Consider the following 15,996-nt stretch of genomic DNA (forward strand, 5'->3'; position numbering starts at 1 on the left):
ATAGAAATTCATACCGGGGGCACGAGGAGTGAGCCATGGACCGGGACACGCTCAAGCGAGCGCTGGAAAACGCCGACCTGACTGGGTACGAGGCCGAGGCGTATCTGACGCTCGTCGACCACGGACGACTCCCCGCCGTCGACGTCGCCAAAAAGTCCAGCGTGCCGACCTCACAGGTGTACGAGACCCTTCGGTCACTGGAGGGGAAGGGGTTCGTCGAGACCATCGATCAGGACCGGCTTCACGCGGAGCCGTCGGACCCCGTCAACCTCCTCACGCACCTGCGCGAGCGCGGGGAGCTCTTCACCGACGCCGCCGAGGAGCTCGAGGACCGCTGGGAGCAGCCGGACCTCAACGAACACCGCGTCGGCGTCGTCAAACACACCGAGACGGTACTCGAACACGTCCGGACGCAGATCCGGGAAGCCGAGGTCGCCGTCGAGGTCGCGTTGACCGCCGAGCAGTTCGAGTCGCTGCGGACGGACCTGAAGGCGGCCGCCGACCGGGACGTGGTCATTCACGTCGCGGTGTACTACGAGCCGGACCTGGCCGCGCGGAGCGAGGAGTGGGACCTCTCGGCGCCGAACCTAGAGATGCGCGTCGTCAAGATTCCGGGCCCGTTTCTCGCCGTTCTCGACCGGAGCCGGACCTACTTTGCGCCGAACTCGCGCGCCGGGGAGAGCTACGGGATCTTGATCAACGACAACATCCTCTCGTTTATCAACCACTGGTACTTCCAGACCTGTCTCTGGTACTCGTGGGAGCCGCTGTCGTCGAACCAGCGGCTTCCGAAGACGTACATCAGCCTCAAGGAGTTCATCCGCGACATCAGCGACGTGTATCACGGCGGCGCGACGGTAGCGGTGACCATCGACGGCCTCGACGTCGAGACGCGGGAGTTCCGGACGGTCACCGGGACGGTCGCGAACATCTACTACCCGGACATATTCGTCAACCACAGCCCGTCGCTGGAGCGGCTCTCGACGTACTCCGTCGTCTGGCTCGACGCGGAGACGGAGGAGCTCTCGATCGGCGGCTGGGGGGCCGTCTTCGAGGACATCGAAGCGCAGAAGATAACGCTCGAAGCGATCTCCTTCGACGGCGTCGATCAGTCGTAGGTCGTCTCGACGCGCAGTCCGACCGTCTGTTCACCGACGCGGACCGAGTAGTCGCCGGCGGCGGTCTGTCGCACGCCCTCGGCGTCGACCCGACCGAGCGACGCCGCGTCGAGTTCGACGGACACCGAGTCGCGCTCTCCGGCCTCGAGCGAGACGCGCTCGAATCCGCGGAGCTCGCGGACCGGCGTCACCGTCGGGCTGGCGTGGTCGGTGACGTACACCTGGACGACGTCCGTCCCGGCGCGGTCGCTCACGTTCTCGACCGGAACCTCCACCGTCGTCGTCTCGTGCGGGCCGACGATGGAGTCCGCCAGCGTAACCTGTCCGTACTCGAACTCGGCGTAGCTGAGCCCGTGGCCGAACTCGAACAGCGGGTCGTACGACGAGGGGTGTTCGTCCTGTCCGATCGGCGTCGGGTGCGGGAAGTGGTTGAAACGGGCGGGCAGGTGGCCCTCGGACTTCGGGATGGTGATCGGGAGCCGGCCGCCGGGGTCGTTCTCGCCGAACAGCGTCTCGGCGACGGCCCGGCCGCCCATCGTCCCGGGGTAGTACGCCATGAGCAGCGCCGGCACGTTGTCGGCCATCCAGTCGACGATGAGCGGTCGACCGGTAATCAACACGCCGACGACGGGGGTCCCCGTCTCGTGGATCGCCTCGACGAGGTCGCGTTGCGCGTCCGGGAGGCTAAGCGAGTGCCGGTTGGGGAACTCGTCCGGTTCGGTGCCGGTGTCGGCCGTCGGCCCGAACTCGTGGAGGTACCACGGCTCGCCCACGGCGACGACCGCCACGTCGGCGTCCGCGGCCGCGTCGACGGCCGCATCGACGTCGAGCTCGTCGTTCATCGTCGCACCCTGTTCGTATGCGACGTCGCCGTCGGTGACCGCTTCTACCCCGTCACGGACGGTGACGATGTCCGTCCCCTCGGGATCGGGAACGCTCCAGCCACCGAGCTGGTGGACCGGGGCATCAGCGTTCGGACCAGCGACCAGCACGTCGGCGTCGTCGTCGAGCGGCAGCAGGTCGTCGTTTTTCAACAGCGTCATCGACTCCCGGGCCGCCTCGAGAGAGGCCTCTCGGTGCGGCGCCGCGCCGACCACGTCGCGCGCCTCAGCGGGGTCGACGAAGGCGTCCTCGAAGAGTCCGAGCCGGAACTTCTGTTCGAGCACGCGCCCGACGCTCTCGTCGAGGGCCGACTCGGCCAGTTCGCCCTCCTCGACGAGTTCGACGAGGTGCTCGGCATGGTCGACGGCGTCGACCGAGGCGATGTCGAGGCCGGCGTCGCGCGTCTGCCGAACGGAGCCGCGGTGGTCGGCCGTGATCTTGTGGTCGTCGTGGAGCATCCGGACGCCGTTCCAGTCCGAGACGACGGTCCCGTCGAAGCCGAGCGTCCCGCGGAGCAGGTCGGTGAGGTACCGCCGCGACCCGTGCGCCGGCTCGCCGTCGACGGCGTTGTAGCAGGGCATCACCGACTCGACCCCCTCGTCGAGCGCGTCGAGGAACGACGGGAGGAACACGTTCCGCAGCACGTACTCGGACACTTCGACCGGCGCGGCGTCCTCGCCGCGGGCCGGTTCGCTGTACGCCGGGAAGTGCTTGGCCGTCGCGATGACGGACGATGAGTCTTCGATCCCCTCGCCCTGATACCCGCGGACCTTCGCGGCCGCCAGTTTCCCGCAGAGGTACGGGCTCTCGCCGAACGTCTCGAAGGCGCGGCCCCAGCGCGGTTCGCGGGCGACGTCACACGTCGGGGAGTAGTTCTGGTGCGCGCCGGACCGCCGCACTTCCGTCGCCGTGACGTCGGCGGCACGCTCCGCCGCCTCCGCGTCCCAAGTCGCCCCGACGCCGAGGCCGTTCGGAAACGCCGTCCCCTCGGCGACGTACGCGTGGCCGTGGACGGCGTCGACGTTGAACAGCAGTGGAATGCCGAGACGCGTCTCCGAGAGAGCGACCTCCTGGAGCCGGTTGACGTTCTCGACGATGTCGTCCAGGCGCATGTCCGCCGCGCCGCCCCAGCCGAACGACGCGACCGCGCCGAGGTGGTGGTCGCGGATCTCGTCGGCGGCGTCGTCGACCGTTTTGAACTCGCTGAGTTGGCCGGCCCACGTGCCGACGAGCTGGCCCGCCTTCTCTTCGAGCGTCATCCGGTCGAGGAGGTCCTCGACCCGGTTCGAGAGAGTGGCAGTCTCGTCTCTGTAAAGGGGTTGCTCGCTGCTTGACTGCATACGCATAGAGGGTAACCAAGTTGGTTTATAATTTTTGATGGCGGGAAAACCCCATCAGGCGGTCGAATCGCCGGAAACGACGACGATCCCCGACTTCGTGATCCGCAGCCGCTGGTCGGCGCTGACGTCCTCGAAGCGCCGCTCGGTCCCGTCCGGCCAGACGACGCGGAGCGACACCGTCTCGCCGGCGCCGACCCCGACGTGTTCGACCCGGGAGTCCTGCGAGAGGAAGTCGGTGTTCGAGGTGTGACGGACCACCTGCTCTCCGTCGGCCGTCACGGTGACTTCGGCGCCGAGCGCCGTCGCGCCGCGCTCGTCGACGACGCGGAACTGGAGGCCGTTCCGGTCGTCGACCGCGGCGTTGTCGTAGACGACGAACTCGGCGTCGTACGTCGCGACGACGAGCTCCTGTTCGCCGTCGCGGTCGTAATCGAGCGTGGCGAGTCCCCGGCCGTCGGTCTCGCGCATTCCGTTCGTCTCCTTTTCGACGCGCTCGTACGCCCCATCGTCGCCCGCGACGCTCCGGTTGGACTGGAACACCATCGGGTGCGTGTACACCGGATCCTCGCGGTCGACCCTGATGACCCGCTGGGTCGTGTGGACGAGGTCGCGGTCGCCGTCGTTGTCGAAGTCGGTCATGCTCGCGGCCCAGCCCCACCCGCCGCGGCGGACACCGAGACCGTCGGCGCGGTCGGTGAACTCCCCGCCGCCGCGGTTGACGAGGAGGGTGTTCCCCTCGGTCCGACTCGAGTGAATGACGTAATCGAGCAGGCGTTTCAGTCGCTCGTACCGCTCAGGCTCCATGTTCGCTTCGAGGTCGGGGAACCAGATGTTCGAGACGAACACATCCGGCCGGCCGTCGCCGGTCACGTCGGCGACCTCTGACGCCATCCCGTTGCGGGCCGTCGAGCCGCCGAGCGACCGCCGCTCGAACCCCCCGCCACCCCGGTTCACGTAGATTGTGTCGTTGTTGTAGTCGTTAGCGACGTGGATGTCGGGACGACCGTCCCCGGTCAGGTCGGCGAAACTCGCCGCCAAACTCCAGCGCGCCCCCTCGATATCGTCGGTCCGGACGCGCTCGTAGGCGCCGCCGACGTTCTCGTAGAGGTAGTTCGGGTTCCCGTTGTCGACGTCGATGCTGGCGTTCGGGCTGAAGTAGCCCGCGGGCTTCCCCTCGCGCCACGACCCCGACTGGTAGACGAAGAGGTCGGTGTCGCCGTCGCCGTCGTAGTCGGCGGCCGCCGCGCCGAGCGGGTACGTGAGGGTACCGAGCCCGTAGTCGGTCGGCTCGAACGTGCCGCGGTCGTTGTCGAAGGCGTGGACCGTCCCGTCGCGGCCGAAGAGGAGGAGGTCCGGCCAGCCGTCCCCCTCGACGTCGACGAACGAGGCGCTCTTCACTGCCCCGTCGACGGACGGGAACGAGCCCCGCCGCGAGAACGTCCCGTTCCGGTTCACGAACAGCGCCGGCTCGGCCCCGCCGACAGCGAGGACGTCCGGCCACGAGTCGCGGTCGACGTCGGCGACGTACACGCCGGAGTTCCCGTTGCCGACGCCGCCGCCGCTCGCCTCGTACGCCAGTCCCGCCTCCGCCGTGGCGTCCTCGAACTGGATCCGCGGCGGCTCCGTCGCCGGGTCGTCGCCTCCGGTCGCGAACACCCCGGCGGCGGAGCAACCGGCGAGGAGGACGAACAGACAGACGGCGCCGACGCGCAGGCCTCGTCGCATCTCAGACCACCGGGAGCGCGCGCTTCTCGCGGGGCGGGGCGAGGTAGCTGCCGCGCCGGAGCGTCTCTAGGTAATCGGTGATGCCGTGGTCTTCGGCGGGCACGTCGTGGTCGTACTCGTCGACGTTCATCGTCTTCCGCGTCTCGACGAAGTCGGCCATCGTCTCCTGGATCGCGTTGAACTGGAACCCCGCGCCGTCGCGGACCGTGTCGGCGACGCCCTCGGTCCGCCGGAGGATGCGCGGTTCGAAGTCGTCGTCACGGGCCCGGGCAACCTTCTGGGTGTGGCCGACGCGGTCGTACTCCTCGGCGTGGGCGTCGATGTCTTCGACGTGCGACTCGGTGACGCCGCTGTCGCCGCCGAGCTTGTCGCCGGTGTCGCCGACGTCGTCGGGGTCGTGCGCCGGACAGAACATCTCGGCGGTCCGTTCCGCCTGCCCCTGGTCGTACCAGCGGTCGAGGTCGATCCGGAGCGTCGAGGAGGCGATCGTCGTCCCGCCGGCCATCGGCCCCTCGTCGATGGTGACGCGGTCCTCGCTCGGGAGGTTGTCGCGGAATCCGGACTTGTACCCCATCGACAGCGGGGCGTCCTCGGGAACGTCGTCGTGGTCGAGCTTGTCGGCCGGCAGCCCCTTGCCGACGTAGCCGACGTGGCGGCCGGCCTTCGAGAACACCCCCTCGAACGTCGACTCGACCGGGAGGCCGTTGAGCTCGTCGAGCTCGCCGAACAGCGCCTCCTCCGCGGCGAGGAGGATCGAGCCGATGTCGCTCGTCAGTATCAGCACCGCGTCGTACTCGTCCGCGCGGGCCGGGTCCTCGCCGACGGCTTCGAGGACTGACTCCGGGGTCGAGAGCCCCGCGGGGACGTCGCCGACCGCGTCGAAGTAGGCCGGGGCGTATCCGAGCATGAAGAGCAGTCCGCGGTGGAACGGCGCGCCATCATCGCCTCCGGTGCCCCACTGGAAGGCTCGTTCGAGCGTTCGGAGCGCCTCCTCGACAGTCTCCCGCTCGGCGTCCGTCGGCGGCGTCGACCCCTCGTAGCGCATCCCGATCCCGACGAGCTGCTGCGGGGGGACCGTGTTACCGTGCGCGTCGCGGACGAGGAACTCCCCCCAGCGGTGCTGGCCGTCCGGAACGGCACTCGGATCCCCACGCGGGAACGTCGGATCGGCGTCGGCCGGGGCCCCGTCGGTCGAGCCCGGCGCCTCGCCGAGCCGGCCGCGCTCCGCCTCGAGGCACGCGGAAAGGGCGCTGCTGCCGCCGATCGCCACCGCGGTACGGACGAACGCACGACGCGGAATGTCTCGACTCTCGTCTGAAGGCATCATCCGTGGTAACGAGTGTCTCAGGTTAATTCTTTTGTCGCGGTCACGCTCGGGCGTCCTACCGAGAGATCTCGGTTCTGGTCGGCAGGATCGCGGGCCCGCACGCGATCTAGATTGTCCATGATAGTCCATTTACCATAACATTTAATAACAGATGACAGAACGTGATAACCGTTACATGGCAAATCCCAACGACGACTATAGCGATATTGTCAGCCGGCGGCAGTTCGTCGCCACGGCGGGCGCCTCGGGGGCAGCGGCGCTCGCGGGTTGCGCGGGCGGTGACGACGGCGGTGGCGGCGGCAGTGGGAGCGGGAGTAACGGCGGCGACGGGAGCGACGGGAGCGACGGCGGCGACGGGTCGGGCGTGATCGACACCGCGCTCGTCGGCGCCACGAACAACGGCGTGCCGTCGAACCTCCACGTGAACCCGATGGGGACCCAGAACTACGACTGGATCGCCGGCAACCACATCTTCGAGCGCTTCGCCGCGTACAACTTCTCGACGAAGGAGTTCGAGCTCGCGGGGCTCGACGAGTGGTCGTTCGAGGAGACGGCAGTCACGCTCACCCTGCGCGACGACCTCACCTGGGACACGGGCGACGACGTGACGGCGAGCGACGTCATCCGGCAGTTCCGCCTGATGGAGAAGACCGGCTCCGCGCTCTGGGACTACGTCGAGAGCGTCGAGCAGGGCGGCGACGACAAGACCGTCGTCCTGAACCTCGCCGAGCCGACGAACCCGGAGATCATCAAGCACACGCTGGCGAACGGCGACCTCCGGATCCACGCGTACGGGCCGGTGTACGAGGAGTTCGTCGACCAGGACGCCTCGGCCGTTCAGGAGTTCAAGTGGGAGGAGGACATCCACGGGAACGGCCCGTTCAACTTCGAGGAGAAGCGCGACCAGGGGTGGACGCTCACGCGGAACGAGAGCTTCCACTCCGCGGACAACGTGAACTTCAGCACGTACGAGCTGCTCACGCGGACCGACAACACCGCGCTCCAGCAGGGGCTCTTGGGCGGCGAACTCGACGTGGTCACGAGCCTGTTCACGCCGCCGACGACCGTCGCGAACTTCCCGGACCGCGTCGAAGAGGTCCAACTGCCGGCGAAGTGGGGGTACGGCGCCCTCTTCAACCACAACGACGAGCACTTCGGGAAGCGAGAGGTGCGGCAGGCGGTCGCGCACGTGATCAACCGCCAGCAGGTCGCCGAAAACGCCGGGCCGCGGACGAAGGACCCGGCGCCGAAGGTCACCGGTATCGCGCCGGCCGACCAGGAGACGCGGCTGGGCGACCGCTTCGACAGCTTCGAGAGCTACGGCATGGACGCCTCCCAGACGGAGGAGGCCGCCTCGCTGCTCCGCGAGGCCGGCTACTCGAAGTCCGACGGCAAGTGGCGCGACGGCGACGGCAACGCGCTCGGCGGCGAGTACCTCACCCCGGCCGGCTGGACCGACTGGACGACGGCGACGAACACCGTCGTCGACCAGCTCAACTCTTTCGGCTTCGACTTCGACATCAACTCGCTCCCGATCGGCGACTTCTTCAGCAGGTACATCGAGTCGAACTTCACGATGGGCGCGCTCTACTGGCTGCCCGGCGGCGCGCGCTCGTCGTTCCCGTACTTCCCGCTGCGCTGGCAGATGAAGATCCCGGACATCAGCGGCGGGCACGGGTTCACCGAGGGTGAGAAGACGGTGCCCGCGATGGACGGCTCCGGCGAGATGACGATCGACCCCCTCGAGGAGATCAAGACGGTCGCCACGACCCAAGACGAGGCGGCGGCGCGGGAGACGATCCAGCGCGTCGCGTGGCATCACAACCAGAACATCCCGGTGTTGAGCCTGGTCGGGAAGGTCGACCAGTCGTGGCTCACCGACGCCGACTGGGACGTCGTCGGCCCGGACGACCCGGCCCGCGGCGTCAAGTGGCCGTCGCACTGGCTCCCGAAGCAGGGGAAGCTGAGCGCGACGGAGTAATCCGACGGCACATAGTACGCAATGGTCAACTACTACGTGCGGCGGACCGCCAGGGTGTTCGTCACGATCTTCCTCGTAGCGTCGCTGACGTTCGGTCTGGTCCGGCTCCTCCCGGGCGGTCCGTTCACGCTGTTGCGGGCGCAGTTGCTGCGGCAGGGGGTCCCGGCCGACGAGGTCGACGCCCGGATCGCGAACCTCCAGAACATCCGCCCGGACGAGCCGCTGTGGATGCAGTATATCGATTACATGACCGCGCTGGTACAGGGCAACCTGGGCGAGTCGATCTCGCTCGGCGAGCCGGTGGTGTCGGTGCTGGCGAAGGCGGCGCCGTGGACGGTGTTCGTCGTCCTCGTCTCGACGATCCTCGTGTTCGTCGTGGGCATCTTCCTCGGCTCGCTACAGGCGTACTGGGAGGGCGGCCGGTTCGACCAGGTGGTCACCGGCGTCTCCATCTCGATGATGTCGCTGCCGTTCTACGTGGTGGCCGTCCTCCTGTTGTACGTGTTCGCCTACCAGTTCGGCTGGCTGCCGACCGCGGGGACGATCAGCAACAGCGTCGACCGGAGCCTCAGCGTCCCGTTCGTCGTCAGCGCGCTGAAACACAGCATCCTGCCGATCGTCTCGTACACGCTCGGCGCCGCCGGCGGGCAGGCGCTCGCGATGCGGGGCAACAGCATCCAGGTGCTCGGTAACGACTACGTTCAGGTGGCGCGGCTGCGCGGCCTCTCCGACGGGCGTATCGCGACCCGATACGTCGCGCGGAACGCCATCCTCCCGCTGTACACGGGGTTCCTGCTGCTGCTCGGCTTCCGCCTCGGCGGGACCGTCATCTTAGAGCAGATCTTCTCGTACACCGGGCTGGGCTACTACATGATCACGGCGCTGAACGCGAACGACTACCCGCTGATGATGGGGACGTTCCTCGTGATCACCGTGGCGCTCGTGATCGGCGTGTTCGTCGCCGACCTGACGTACAGCCGGATCGACCCGCGGATCAGCGCAGGTGAGTCAGATGAAGCCTACTGAGACCGATAGCACGGCCGTCGACTGGCGGGGCGACAGCGCCTCGTCGCCCGACGTGACGAGGCGGGAACGGCTCAAGGAGACGTACGAGGCGCGGGTGCGGACGCCGGCGCTCGTCGCGTGGTCCGACTGGCGGACCCGGTTCGGCCTGTTGATCATCGGCGGCTACGTCCTCATGGCGCTCGTCGCGGTGCTCGGCCTCTGGCGGGAGCCGTCGACGAGTCAGGCGCCGCGGCTCCTCGGGCCGTTCGCCGACATGAGTTATCCGCTGGGAACGACCCAGTCGGGGGTCGACCTCATGGCGCTTATTATCCACTCGACGCCGACCATCCTCATCCTGATCACCGCCGGCGCGGTCTGGGCGACCCTGATTGCCGTCGTCATCGGCACGGTCGCCGGCTACAAGGGCGGCAGCGTGGACCGCGGACTGATGTCGTTTTCCGACCTGGTGATGGCGATTCCGGGGCTGCCGCTCGTCATCATCCTGGCGGTGACGCTAAATCCGGAGAACCCGGTGGTCCTCGGCGTCATCATCAACATCAGCTACTGGGCCGGGCTCGGACGGTCGCTCCGCTCGCAGGTGCTCACGATCCGCGAGAACAACTACGTCGAGGCGTCGCGGACGATGGGGATCAGCACGCCGCGTATCATCGTCAAGGACATCATCCCGAACCTGATGCCGTACATCACGGTCAACTTCGTGTTCGCCGCGCGCTACGTCATGTTCGCATCGGTCGGGCTCTACTTCCTCGGAGTCTTGCCCTACTCGGCGCAGAACTGGGGCGTGACGCTCAACTTCGCGTACAGCAACGGGGCGCTGTTCTCGTGGCAGGCGGCCCACTGGCTGTTGGCCCCGATGGTCGCGATCATGGGGCTCTCGCTCGGCCTCATCCTGCTCGGACAGGGGCTGGACCGCGTGTTCAACCCCCGCGTCCGGACGCGGATGGCCGGCGAGTCGAAATCGACAGTCGCCGACGACGACGACGACACCGTGACGGAGGTATTCTGAATGGCATCACACACGACGGCCGACGGACGGTACGACGACCCGACGGGCGAAAGCGACCCGATAATCGAGCTGAACAACGCCAAGGTCACCTACGACGGCGGCGAGTCGTTCGTCTTGGACGACGTCAGCCTCTCCGTCGAGCGCAACGAGGTCGTCGGGGTGGTCGGGGAGAGCGGCAGCGGGAAGTCGATGCTCGCCTCGGCGATGCTCGACGCGATCCCCGACCCGGGCCAGCTGTCGGGCGAAGTGCTTTATCACCGCCCCGATGGAACGACCGTCGACGTGCTCGAACTCAGCGACGAGGAGCTGCGCCAGTTCCGCTGGGAGGAGGTCGCGATGGTGTTCCAGGGCGCGATGAGTTCGTTCAACCCCACGATGAAGATCGGCGGGCACTTCGAAGAGACGCTGAAGGCCCACGACGCGCGCGTGTCCGAGGGAATGGAGTTCGCCCGGGAGCTGTTGTCCGACCTGTATCTCGATCCCGAGCGCGTGCTCGACTCGTATCCCCACGAGCTGTCGGGCGGGATGACACAGCGGGCGCTGATCGCGCTCTCGCTCGTGCTCGAACCCGACGTCCTCGTGATGGACGAGCCGACGGCGGCGCTCGACCTGCTGATGCAGCGGTCGATCCTCACGCTGTTGGAGGAGCTCCAGCGGAAGTACGACCTGACGATGGTGTTCATCACGCACGACCTGCCGCTGGTGGCCGCGCTGGCCGACCGGATGGCCGTGATGTACGCGTTCGACCTCATCGAGGTGGCGCCGCGCGACCAGCTCATCGGGAACTCCGGACACCCGTACACGCGCGCGCTGCTCAACTCGACGCCGAACCTCGACGCGCCGTTAGAGGAGATGCGACCCATCGAGGGGCAGAGCCCGGCGCCGGTCAACGTCCCGGCCGGCTGTTCGTACGCGCCGCGCTGTCCGCTCGCCACGGACGAGTGCCGCGAGGTCGACCCCGAGTTCTACAAGACGGGTGAGAACCACCGAACGGCCTGTCACCGCTGGGAGGAGGCCCGAGAGCGAATCACGTTAAACTTCGAGACCGCCGAGGACGGTGCCGCGAGCGGCGGCTCGGAGGGGGGAACATGAGCCGGTCGGACGCGTTCGGCTCGTCCGCCGCCGCCGGGCGGGACGACGAACCGCTCGTGTCGCTCGACGGCGTGGAGGTCCACTTCGAGAAGGAACAGGGCCTCTTCGAGTTCTTCGAGGAGCCGGACACCGTCAGGGCCGTCGACGGCATCTCGCTGGACATCGAGGAGAACGACGTGCTCGCGCTGGTGGGCGAGAGCGGGTGCGGCAAGTCGACGCTCGGGAAGACGACGATCGGCCTCCAGCGCCCCACGGGCGGGAGCGTCCGGTACCGCGGACAGGACATCTGGGCGGCCAAAGACGGCGTCGGCGACGTGGAGATCCCGTTCGACGAGATCCGCTCGTCCCTGCAGATCATCCACCAGGACCCGGGCAGTTCGCTGAATCCGAACCAGAAGATTGTCGAGATCCTCTCGCAGCCGATCAAGCTGACGCACCCGAACGTCGGGGTCAACGAGCGCCGCGAGCGCATCTACTCGCTGCTCGAACGCGTCGGGATGAACCCGGCCGCGGACTTCGCCGACCGGTACCCCCACCAGCTCAGCGGCGGGGAGAAACAGCGCGTCGCGCTGTCGCGCGCGCTGTTGATGAACCCGGACCTCATCCTCGCGGACGAGGCGATAAGCGCCTTAGACGTCTCCCTCCGCGTCGAGATGATGGACCTCATGCTGGACCTCCAGGACGATTTCGACACCTCGTTCGTGTTCATCTCGCACGACCTGTCGAACGCGCGGTACTTCGCCGAGCACGGCGACGGCCGCGTCGGCGTGATGTACCTCGGGGAGATCGTCGAGGTCGGCCCGGCGGAGGAGCTCATCGAGGATCCGGGTCACCCGTACACGAACGTCCTCCGGTGGGCGACGCCGAGCCTAGCGCTCGACGCCGGCGGCGCCGGCGAGCCGCCGGTACGCAAGATCGACATTCCCGACCCGGTCAACCCGCCGAGCGGCTGTCGCTTCCACACGCGCTGTCCGGAGGCGCGGGACGTCTGCCGCGAGGAGACCCCGGAGCTGCGCGGCGAGCCGGGCGGTCACCAGAGCGCCTGCTTCCGTAACGAGCCGGACCATGAGTACTGGGACAGCCGGCCCGTCGAGGACTGAGTCGCCCGCAGCGGTACCTTTTTTTCCGCGTCAGCGAGAGGACTCGTATGGACGCGAAGCCACAGACGCTCGTCGTGACCGGCGCGCTCGGCGGCGCCGGGCGCTGGGTGGTCGATCGGCTCACGGAGGAATCGTACGACATCGTCGCCGTCGACCGCGAGCTCCCGGTGGGGACGCCGCCGGAGGAAGTGGACTTCCGCGCGGTCGACCTCGTCGACGCCGGGGAGACGACGGACCTCATCGCGGCGGTCGACCCCGACGCGGTCGTCCACCTCGCGGCGATCCCCGACCCGCTGAACCACGCCGGCGAGCGCGTCTACCGCAACAACGTGTTGAGCACGTACAACGTGTTGAACGCGGCCGGGCGGATCGGCGCGGACGTGACGTGGACCTCCAGCGAGTCGGCGTACGGGTTCCCCTTCGCCGAGTCGGCGCGGGCCCCGGACGCCCTGCCGATCGAGGAGACGCATCCGCTGCGCCCCGCGGACCCGTACGGCCTCTCGAAGGTCAGCGGCGAGGAGACGGCGAAGGCCGTCGTTCGACGGGACGGGATCTCCGTCGCCTCGATCCGCCCCTCGTGGGTCCAGTATCCCGGCGAGTACTTCGTCACCGAGATCCGGGAGGCGTTCGACCTCGACGCCCTGGCGGCGAATCCGTCGGCGGCGGTCGGCGGCGGCCCCGGGAACTACTGGTCGTACGTCGACGTCCGCGACCTCGCCGACCAGATCGCGCGCACCCTGGAGGTGCCCGTCGACGGGCACGAGCCCTTCCACTGCCACGCGAGGGAGAACTATCTCGGGGAGGAGACGACCGAGCTGTTCGCGGCGCTTCTGGGCGAAGTTCCCGAGCCGTGTGCGCTCTCGGGCGACGCGTCGGCGTTCTCGACGGCCAAGTCCGCGGAGCGGCTCGACTGGGCGCCGAGCCACAGCTGGCGCACCGAGTCGGCCGTCCCGGGCCCCGACTTCGACGCGCCCTGAGCGCGCTGTCGCGTTAACTTAGTAACAACATGGCTGCCGTCATGCGATTTTACTCATGTGTTCTAGAATGTTGTAGCGGATCGTGTTCTGTAGATCAACGGGAAGGAGAAGTGAGAAGGCAGATCCTGTTTCTCACAGAGTTACTACCTATTTTGAGTTTATAAATTGGCTTTCCCGAACCCGGCGAATACCCTCGCCATCTTGCGTTTCTGCTTAACTTAACGCGACCGAGCGCGCCGGCAGCAGTTTTTTGCCGGCGGCGACGAGACGCCGAGGCGTGGAGTACACGACGCTCGGAGCGACCGGAACGGAAGTGAGTCGCATCGGACTGGGCTGTATGAGCTTCGGCGGCGAAGAGCCGTGGATGCTCGACGAGGCGGAGTCCAGAGAGATCATCGACCGGGCCGTCGAGCTGGGGATCAACTTCTTCGACACGGCGAACGCCTACTCCGCGGGTGAGAGCGAGGAGATCCTCGGCCGGGCGCTCGACGAGCGCGACCGGGCGGAGCAGGTCGTCGCCACGAAGGCGTTCTTCCCGGTCGAGGAGGGGCTAAACCGGAGCGGGCTCTCGCGGAAGGCGATAGAACAGGAGCTCGCCGACTCGCTGGACCGGCTCGGGATGGACACCGTCGACCTCCTCCAGATCCACCGCTGGGACGAGGACACGCCTATCGAGGAGACGCTTCGGACGCTCGACGACGCCGTCCGTCGCGGCGACGTGCGACACCTCGGCGCCTCCTCGATGTGGGCTTACCAGCTCGCGAGGGCCCAAGAGACCGCGCGGGCGAACGGGTTAGAGCGGTTCCAGACGATGCAAAACCACTACCACCTGGCGTATCGCGAGGAGGAGCGGGAGATGCTGCCGCTCTGTGAGAAGGAGGACATCGGCGTCATCCCGTGGGGGCCGCTGGGGCAGGGATACCTCACCCGGCCGCACGACGAGCTACAGGCGACCGCGCGCGGCGATCCGGCGAACCACCACAACCCGACGCCGGAGTACGGGGCCGGCGGCGGGCGCGAGATAAACGAGCGAGTCCAAGAGCTCGCCGACGACCGCGGCGTCTCGATGGCGCAGCTATCGCTCGCCTGGCTGCTTCACGAGGACTGGGTGACCGCCCCCATCGTCGGCACGACGAGCGTCGAACACCTCGAAGAGGCCGCCGAGGCGGTCGAGATCGACCTCTCCGAGTCAGACGTGGAGTACCTCGAGGAGCCGTACGAGCCGCAGCCGATCATCGGCCACGAGTAGGCGACGAGCGGTCGCTCGGGGGCGTCCCCGGTCACGCGACGCGTCCGGGACCGCCCTCGGCCCGCTACTCGTCCGGCGGCGACGGCGACAGCCGACCCGACGCCACCATCGCCTCCAGCGGGTGGTCGGCGCCGTCCGCGGGCAGGTCGACCCGGCCGGTCCGGCGGACCGACTCGTACCCGGCGAACACGATCTCGGCGGTGTTGAGGCCGATCCGGCCGCTGAGCGACGGTTCTCGACCGTCTTCGAGCGCGTCGACGACCTCGGCGACCGCCCGGTCCTGGAACCCGGAGCCGTAGCGGTCGGTCTCGGAGCCCGTGGCGTGCATCGTCTCGCCGTCGACGTCGACCGCCTCGCGGTCCCCGCCGTGCGAGACGGCCAGCATCGGCCCGTCGTCGACGTCGATGCGGATCTCGCCGTCGGTGCCGCGGAGCACGAGCGAGGCGTTGGCGAGGTCGCTCCCCTCGCCGCCCGAGAGCACGCCGTAGACGCCGTTCTCGTAGCGCCACTGGGCCCACATCTGGTTCTCCTGGTGCGTCCCGAACCGCACGTCCTCGTCCCGGTAGTCGAGCGCGGCCAGCACCCACTCCGCGGCGCGTTCGTCGTTGAACATCCCCGCTAGGTCGATCGTGTGCGCGCCGGTGTCGTAGAAGTCGCCCCAGGTGATCTCGACCCGTCGCAGGTCGCCGATCTCGCCCTCGTCGAGGAGCCGCTTCGCCTCGACGAACGGCTTGCCGAACCGTCGCTGGCGGTTGAACGTCAGCTGAACGTCGTTCCGCCGACACTCCTGGACCATCGCCCGCGCGTCGTTCCACGAGGTCGCCATCGGCTTCTCGCAGTGGATCGCCGCGACGGTGTCGCTGCGGGCGCAGCCGACGACCACGTCGCGGTGGACCGCGGGCGGCACCGCGACCGTCACGAGGTCGGGGTCCAACTCGGCGAGCATCCGCTCGGACGCCTCGTAGACGGCCGACTCGGGGAGGTCGAACGCGTCGGCGAACGCGGCCCCGTTCTCCGGGACGATGTCGGCGACGCCGACGACCGAACACCGGTCGTCGTTCTCGAACCCCTCCGCGTGTCGATACCCCATCGCGTACCCGTCGACGGACGGGTTCTCCGGGTCCGGGCCTGCGCCGATGACGGCAACGGTGTACTTCGTCACGGGTTAGAGAG

At 68.1% G+C, this 15,996-nt stretch carries 12 protein-coding genes; 8 read left to right on the top strand and 4 right to left on the bottom strand.

Annotated features, from left to right (window positions below):
* Positions 1-35 precede the first annotated feature (35 nt).
* Positions 36-1,118, top strand: coding sequence for a TrmB family transcriptional regulator (locus ABDZ89_RS01960; RefSeq protein WP_343776164.1), 1,083 nt, complete (start codon positions 36-38; stop codon positions 1,116-1,118).
* Here ABDZ89_RS01960 and ABDZ89_RS01965 read toward each other — a convergent pair.
* From ABDZ89_RS01965 to ABDZ89_RS01975, 3 genes are read right to left on the bottom strand one after another with little or no spacing between them, the layout of a single operon-like run.
* Positions 1,109-3,340, bottom strand: coding sequence for a glycoside hydrolase family 3 N-terminal domain-containing protein (locus ABDZ89_RS01965; protein ID WP_343776166.1), 2,232 nt, complete (start codon positions 3,338-3,340; stop codon positions 1,109-1,111). The genes ABDZ89_RS01960 and ABDZ89_RS01965 overlap by 10 nt on opposite strands.
* A 54-nt stretch (positions 3,341-3,394) precedes the next feature.
* The gene (locus tag ABDZ89_RS01970; RefSeq protein WP_343776168.1) at positions 3,395-5,065 is read right to left on the bottom strand and encodes a CRTAC1 family protein; all 1,671 of its coding nucleotides are present in this window, start codon (positions 5,063-5,065) and stop codon (positions 3,395-3,397) included.
* A gap of 1 nt (position 5,066) precedes the next feature.
* Positions 5,067-6,389 carry a DUF7405 family protein gene (locus tag ABDZ89_RS01975; protein WP_343776169.1) on the bottom strand — a complete coding sequence of 441 codons (1,323 nt, stop codon included), beginning with the start codon at positions 6,387-6,389 and terminating at the stop codon, positions 5,067-5,069.
* A 178-nt stretch (positions 6,390-6,567) separates the two neighbouring features.
* On the opposite strand from ABDZ89_RS01975, the gene ABDZ89_RS01980 reads away from it, so the two are divergent.
* The 7 genes from ABDZ89_RS01980 to ABDZ89_RS02010 all read left to right on the top strand — a co-directional run bounded on the left by ABDZ89_RS01980 (position 6,568) and on the right by ABDZ89_RS02010 (position 14,823).
* A complete protein-coding gene (locus ABDZ89_RS01980; RefSeq protein WP_343776170.1) occupies positions 6,568-8,373 on the top strand; it encodes an ABC transporter substrate-binding protein in 1,806 nt (601 codons plus the stop codon).
* Between the two features lie 21 nt (positions 8,374-8,394).
* The gene (locus ABDZ89_RS01985) at positions 8,395-9,399 is read left to right on the top strand and encodes an ABC transporter permease (protein ID WP_343776172.1); all 1,005 of its coding nucleotides are present in this window, start codon (positions 8,395-8,397) and stop codon (positions 9,397-9,399) included.
* Positions 9,386-10,405: an ABC transporter permease gene (locus tag ABDZ89_RS01990; protein WP_343776174.1), complete on the top strand. Its 1,020-nt coding sequence runs from the start codon at positions 9,386-9,388 to the stop codon at positions 10,403-10,405. Before ABDZ89_RS01985 ends, ABDZ89_RS01990 begins: the two co-directional genes overlap by 14 nt.
* Entirely contained in the window at positions 10,406-11,497 is a 1,092-nt protein-coding gene (locus ABDZ89_RS01995) for an ABC transporter ATP-binding protein (protein WP_343776176.1), read from the top strand.
* On the top strand, positions 11,494-12,597 hold the full coding sequence (locus ABDZ89_RS02000) for an oligopeptide/dipeptide ABC transporter ATP-binding protein (RefSeq protein WP_343776178.1): 1,104 nt from the start codon (positions 11,494-11,496) through the stop codon (positions 12,595-12,597). The genes ABDZ89_RS01995 and ABDZ89_RS02000 overlap by 4 nt, the downstream gene beginning before the upstream one ends.
* 47 nt (positions 12,598-12,644) lie before the next feature.
* Positions 12,645-13,574, top strand: a complete 930-nt coding sequence (locus ABDZ89_RS02005) for an NAD-dependent epimerase/dehydratase family protein (protein ID WP_343776179.1) — start codon at positions 12,645-12,647, stop codon at positions 13,572-13,574.
* Positions 13,575-13,851: 277 nt separating this feature from the next.
* On the top strand, positions 13,852-14,823 hold the full coding sequence (locus ABDZ89_RS02010; RefSeq protein ID WP_343776181.1) for an aldo/keto reductase: 972 nt from the start codon (positions 13,852-13,854) through the stop codon (positions 14,821-14,823).
* A gap of 64 nt (positions 14,824-14,887) precedes the next feature.
* Here ABDZ89_RS02010 and ABDZ89_RS02015 read toward each other — a convergent pair whose 3' ends face one another.
* The gene (locus ABDZ89_RS02015; protein WP_343776182.1) at positions 14,888-15,985 is read right to left on the bottom strand and encodes a Gfo/Idh/MocA family protein; all 1,098 of its coding nucleotides are present in this window, start codon (positions 15,983-15,985) and stop codon (positions 14,888-14,890) included.
* Between the last annotated feature and the right edge of the window lie 11 nt (positions 15,986-15,996).

Source organism: Halorubrum ejinorense, assembly GCF_039522565.1.
GTDB classification, from domain to species: domain Archaea; phylum Halobacteriota; class Halobacteria; order Halobacteriales; family Haloferacaceae; genus Halorubrum; species Halorubrum ejinorense.

Bases quoted from the DNA above. Each gene is read 5' to 3' on its own strand.
- ABDZ89_RS01960 (WP_343776164.1), top strand. From the start codon at position 36: ATGGACCGGGACACGCTCAAGCGAGCGCTGGAAAACGCCGACCTGACT.
- ABDZ89_RS01965 (WP_343776166.1), bottom strand. From the start codon at position 3,340: ATGCAGTCAAGCAGCGAGCAACCCCTTTACAGAGACGAGACTGCCACT.
- ABDZ89_RS01970 (WP_343776168.1), bottom strand. From the start codon at position 5,065: ATGCGACGAGGCCTGCGCGTCGGCGCCGTCTGTCTGTTCGTCCTCCTC.
- ABDZ89_RS01975 (WP_343776169.1), bottom strand. From the start codon at position 6,389: ATGCCTTCAGACGAGAGTCGAGACATTCCGCGTCGTGCGTTCGTCCGT.
- ABDZ89_RS01980 (WP_343776170.1), top strand. From the start codon at position 6,568: ATGGCAAATCCCAACGACGACTATAGCGATATTGTCAGCCGGCGGCAG.
- ABDZ89_RS01985 (WP_343776172.1), top strand. From the start codon at position 8,395: ATGGTCAACTACTACGTGCGGCGGACCGCCAGGGTGTTCGTCACGATC.
- ABDZ89_RS01990 (WP_343776174.1), top strand. From the start codon at position 9,386: ATGAAGCCTACTGAGACCGATAGCACGGCCGTCGACTGGCGGGGCGAC.
- ABDZ89_RS01995 (WP_343776176.1), top strand. From the start codon at position 10,406: ATGGCATCACACACGACGGCCGACGGACGGTACGACGACCCGACGGGC.
- ABDZ89_RS02000 (WP_343776178.1), top strand. From the start codon at position 11,494: ATGAGCCGGTCGGACGCGTTCGGCTCGTCCGCCGCCGCCGGGCGGGAC.
- ABDZ89_RS02005 (WP_343776179.1), top strand. From the start codon at position 12,645: ATGGACGCGAAGCCACAGACGCTCGTCGTGACCGGCGCGCTCGGCGGC.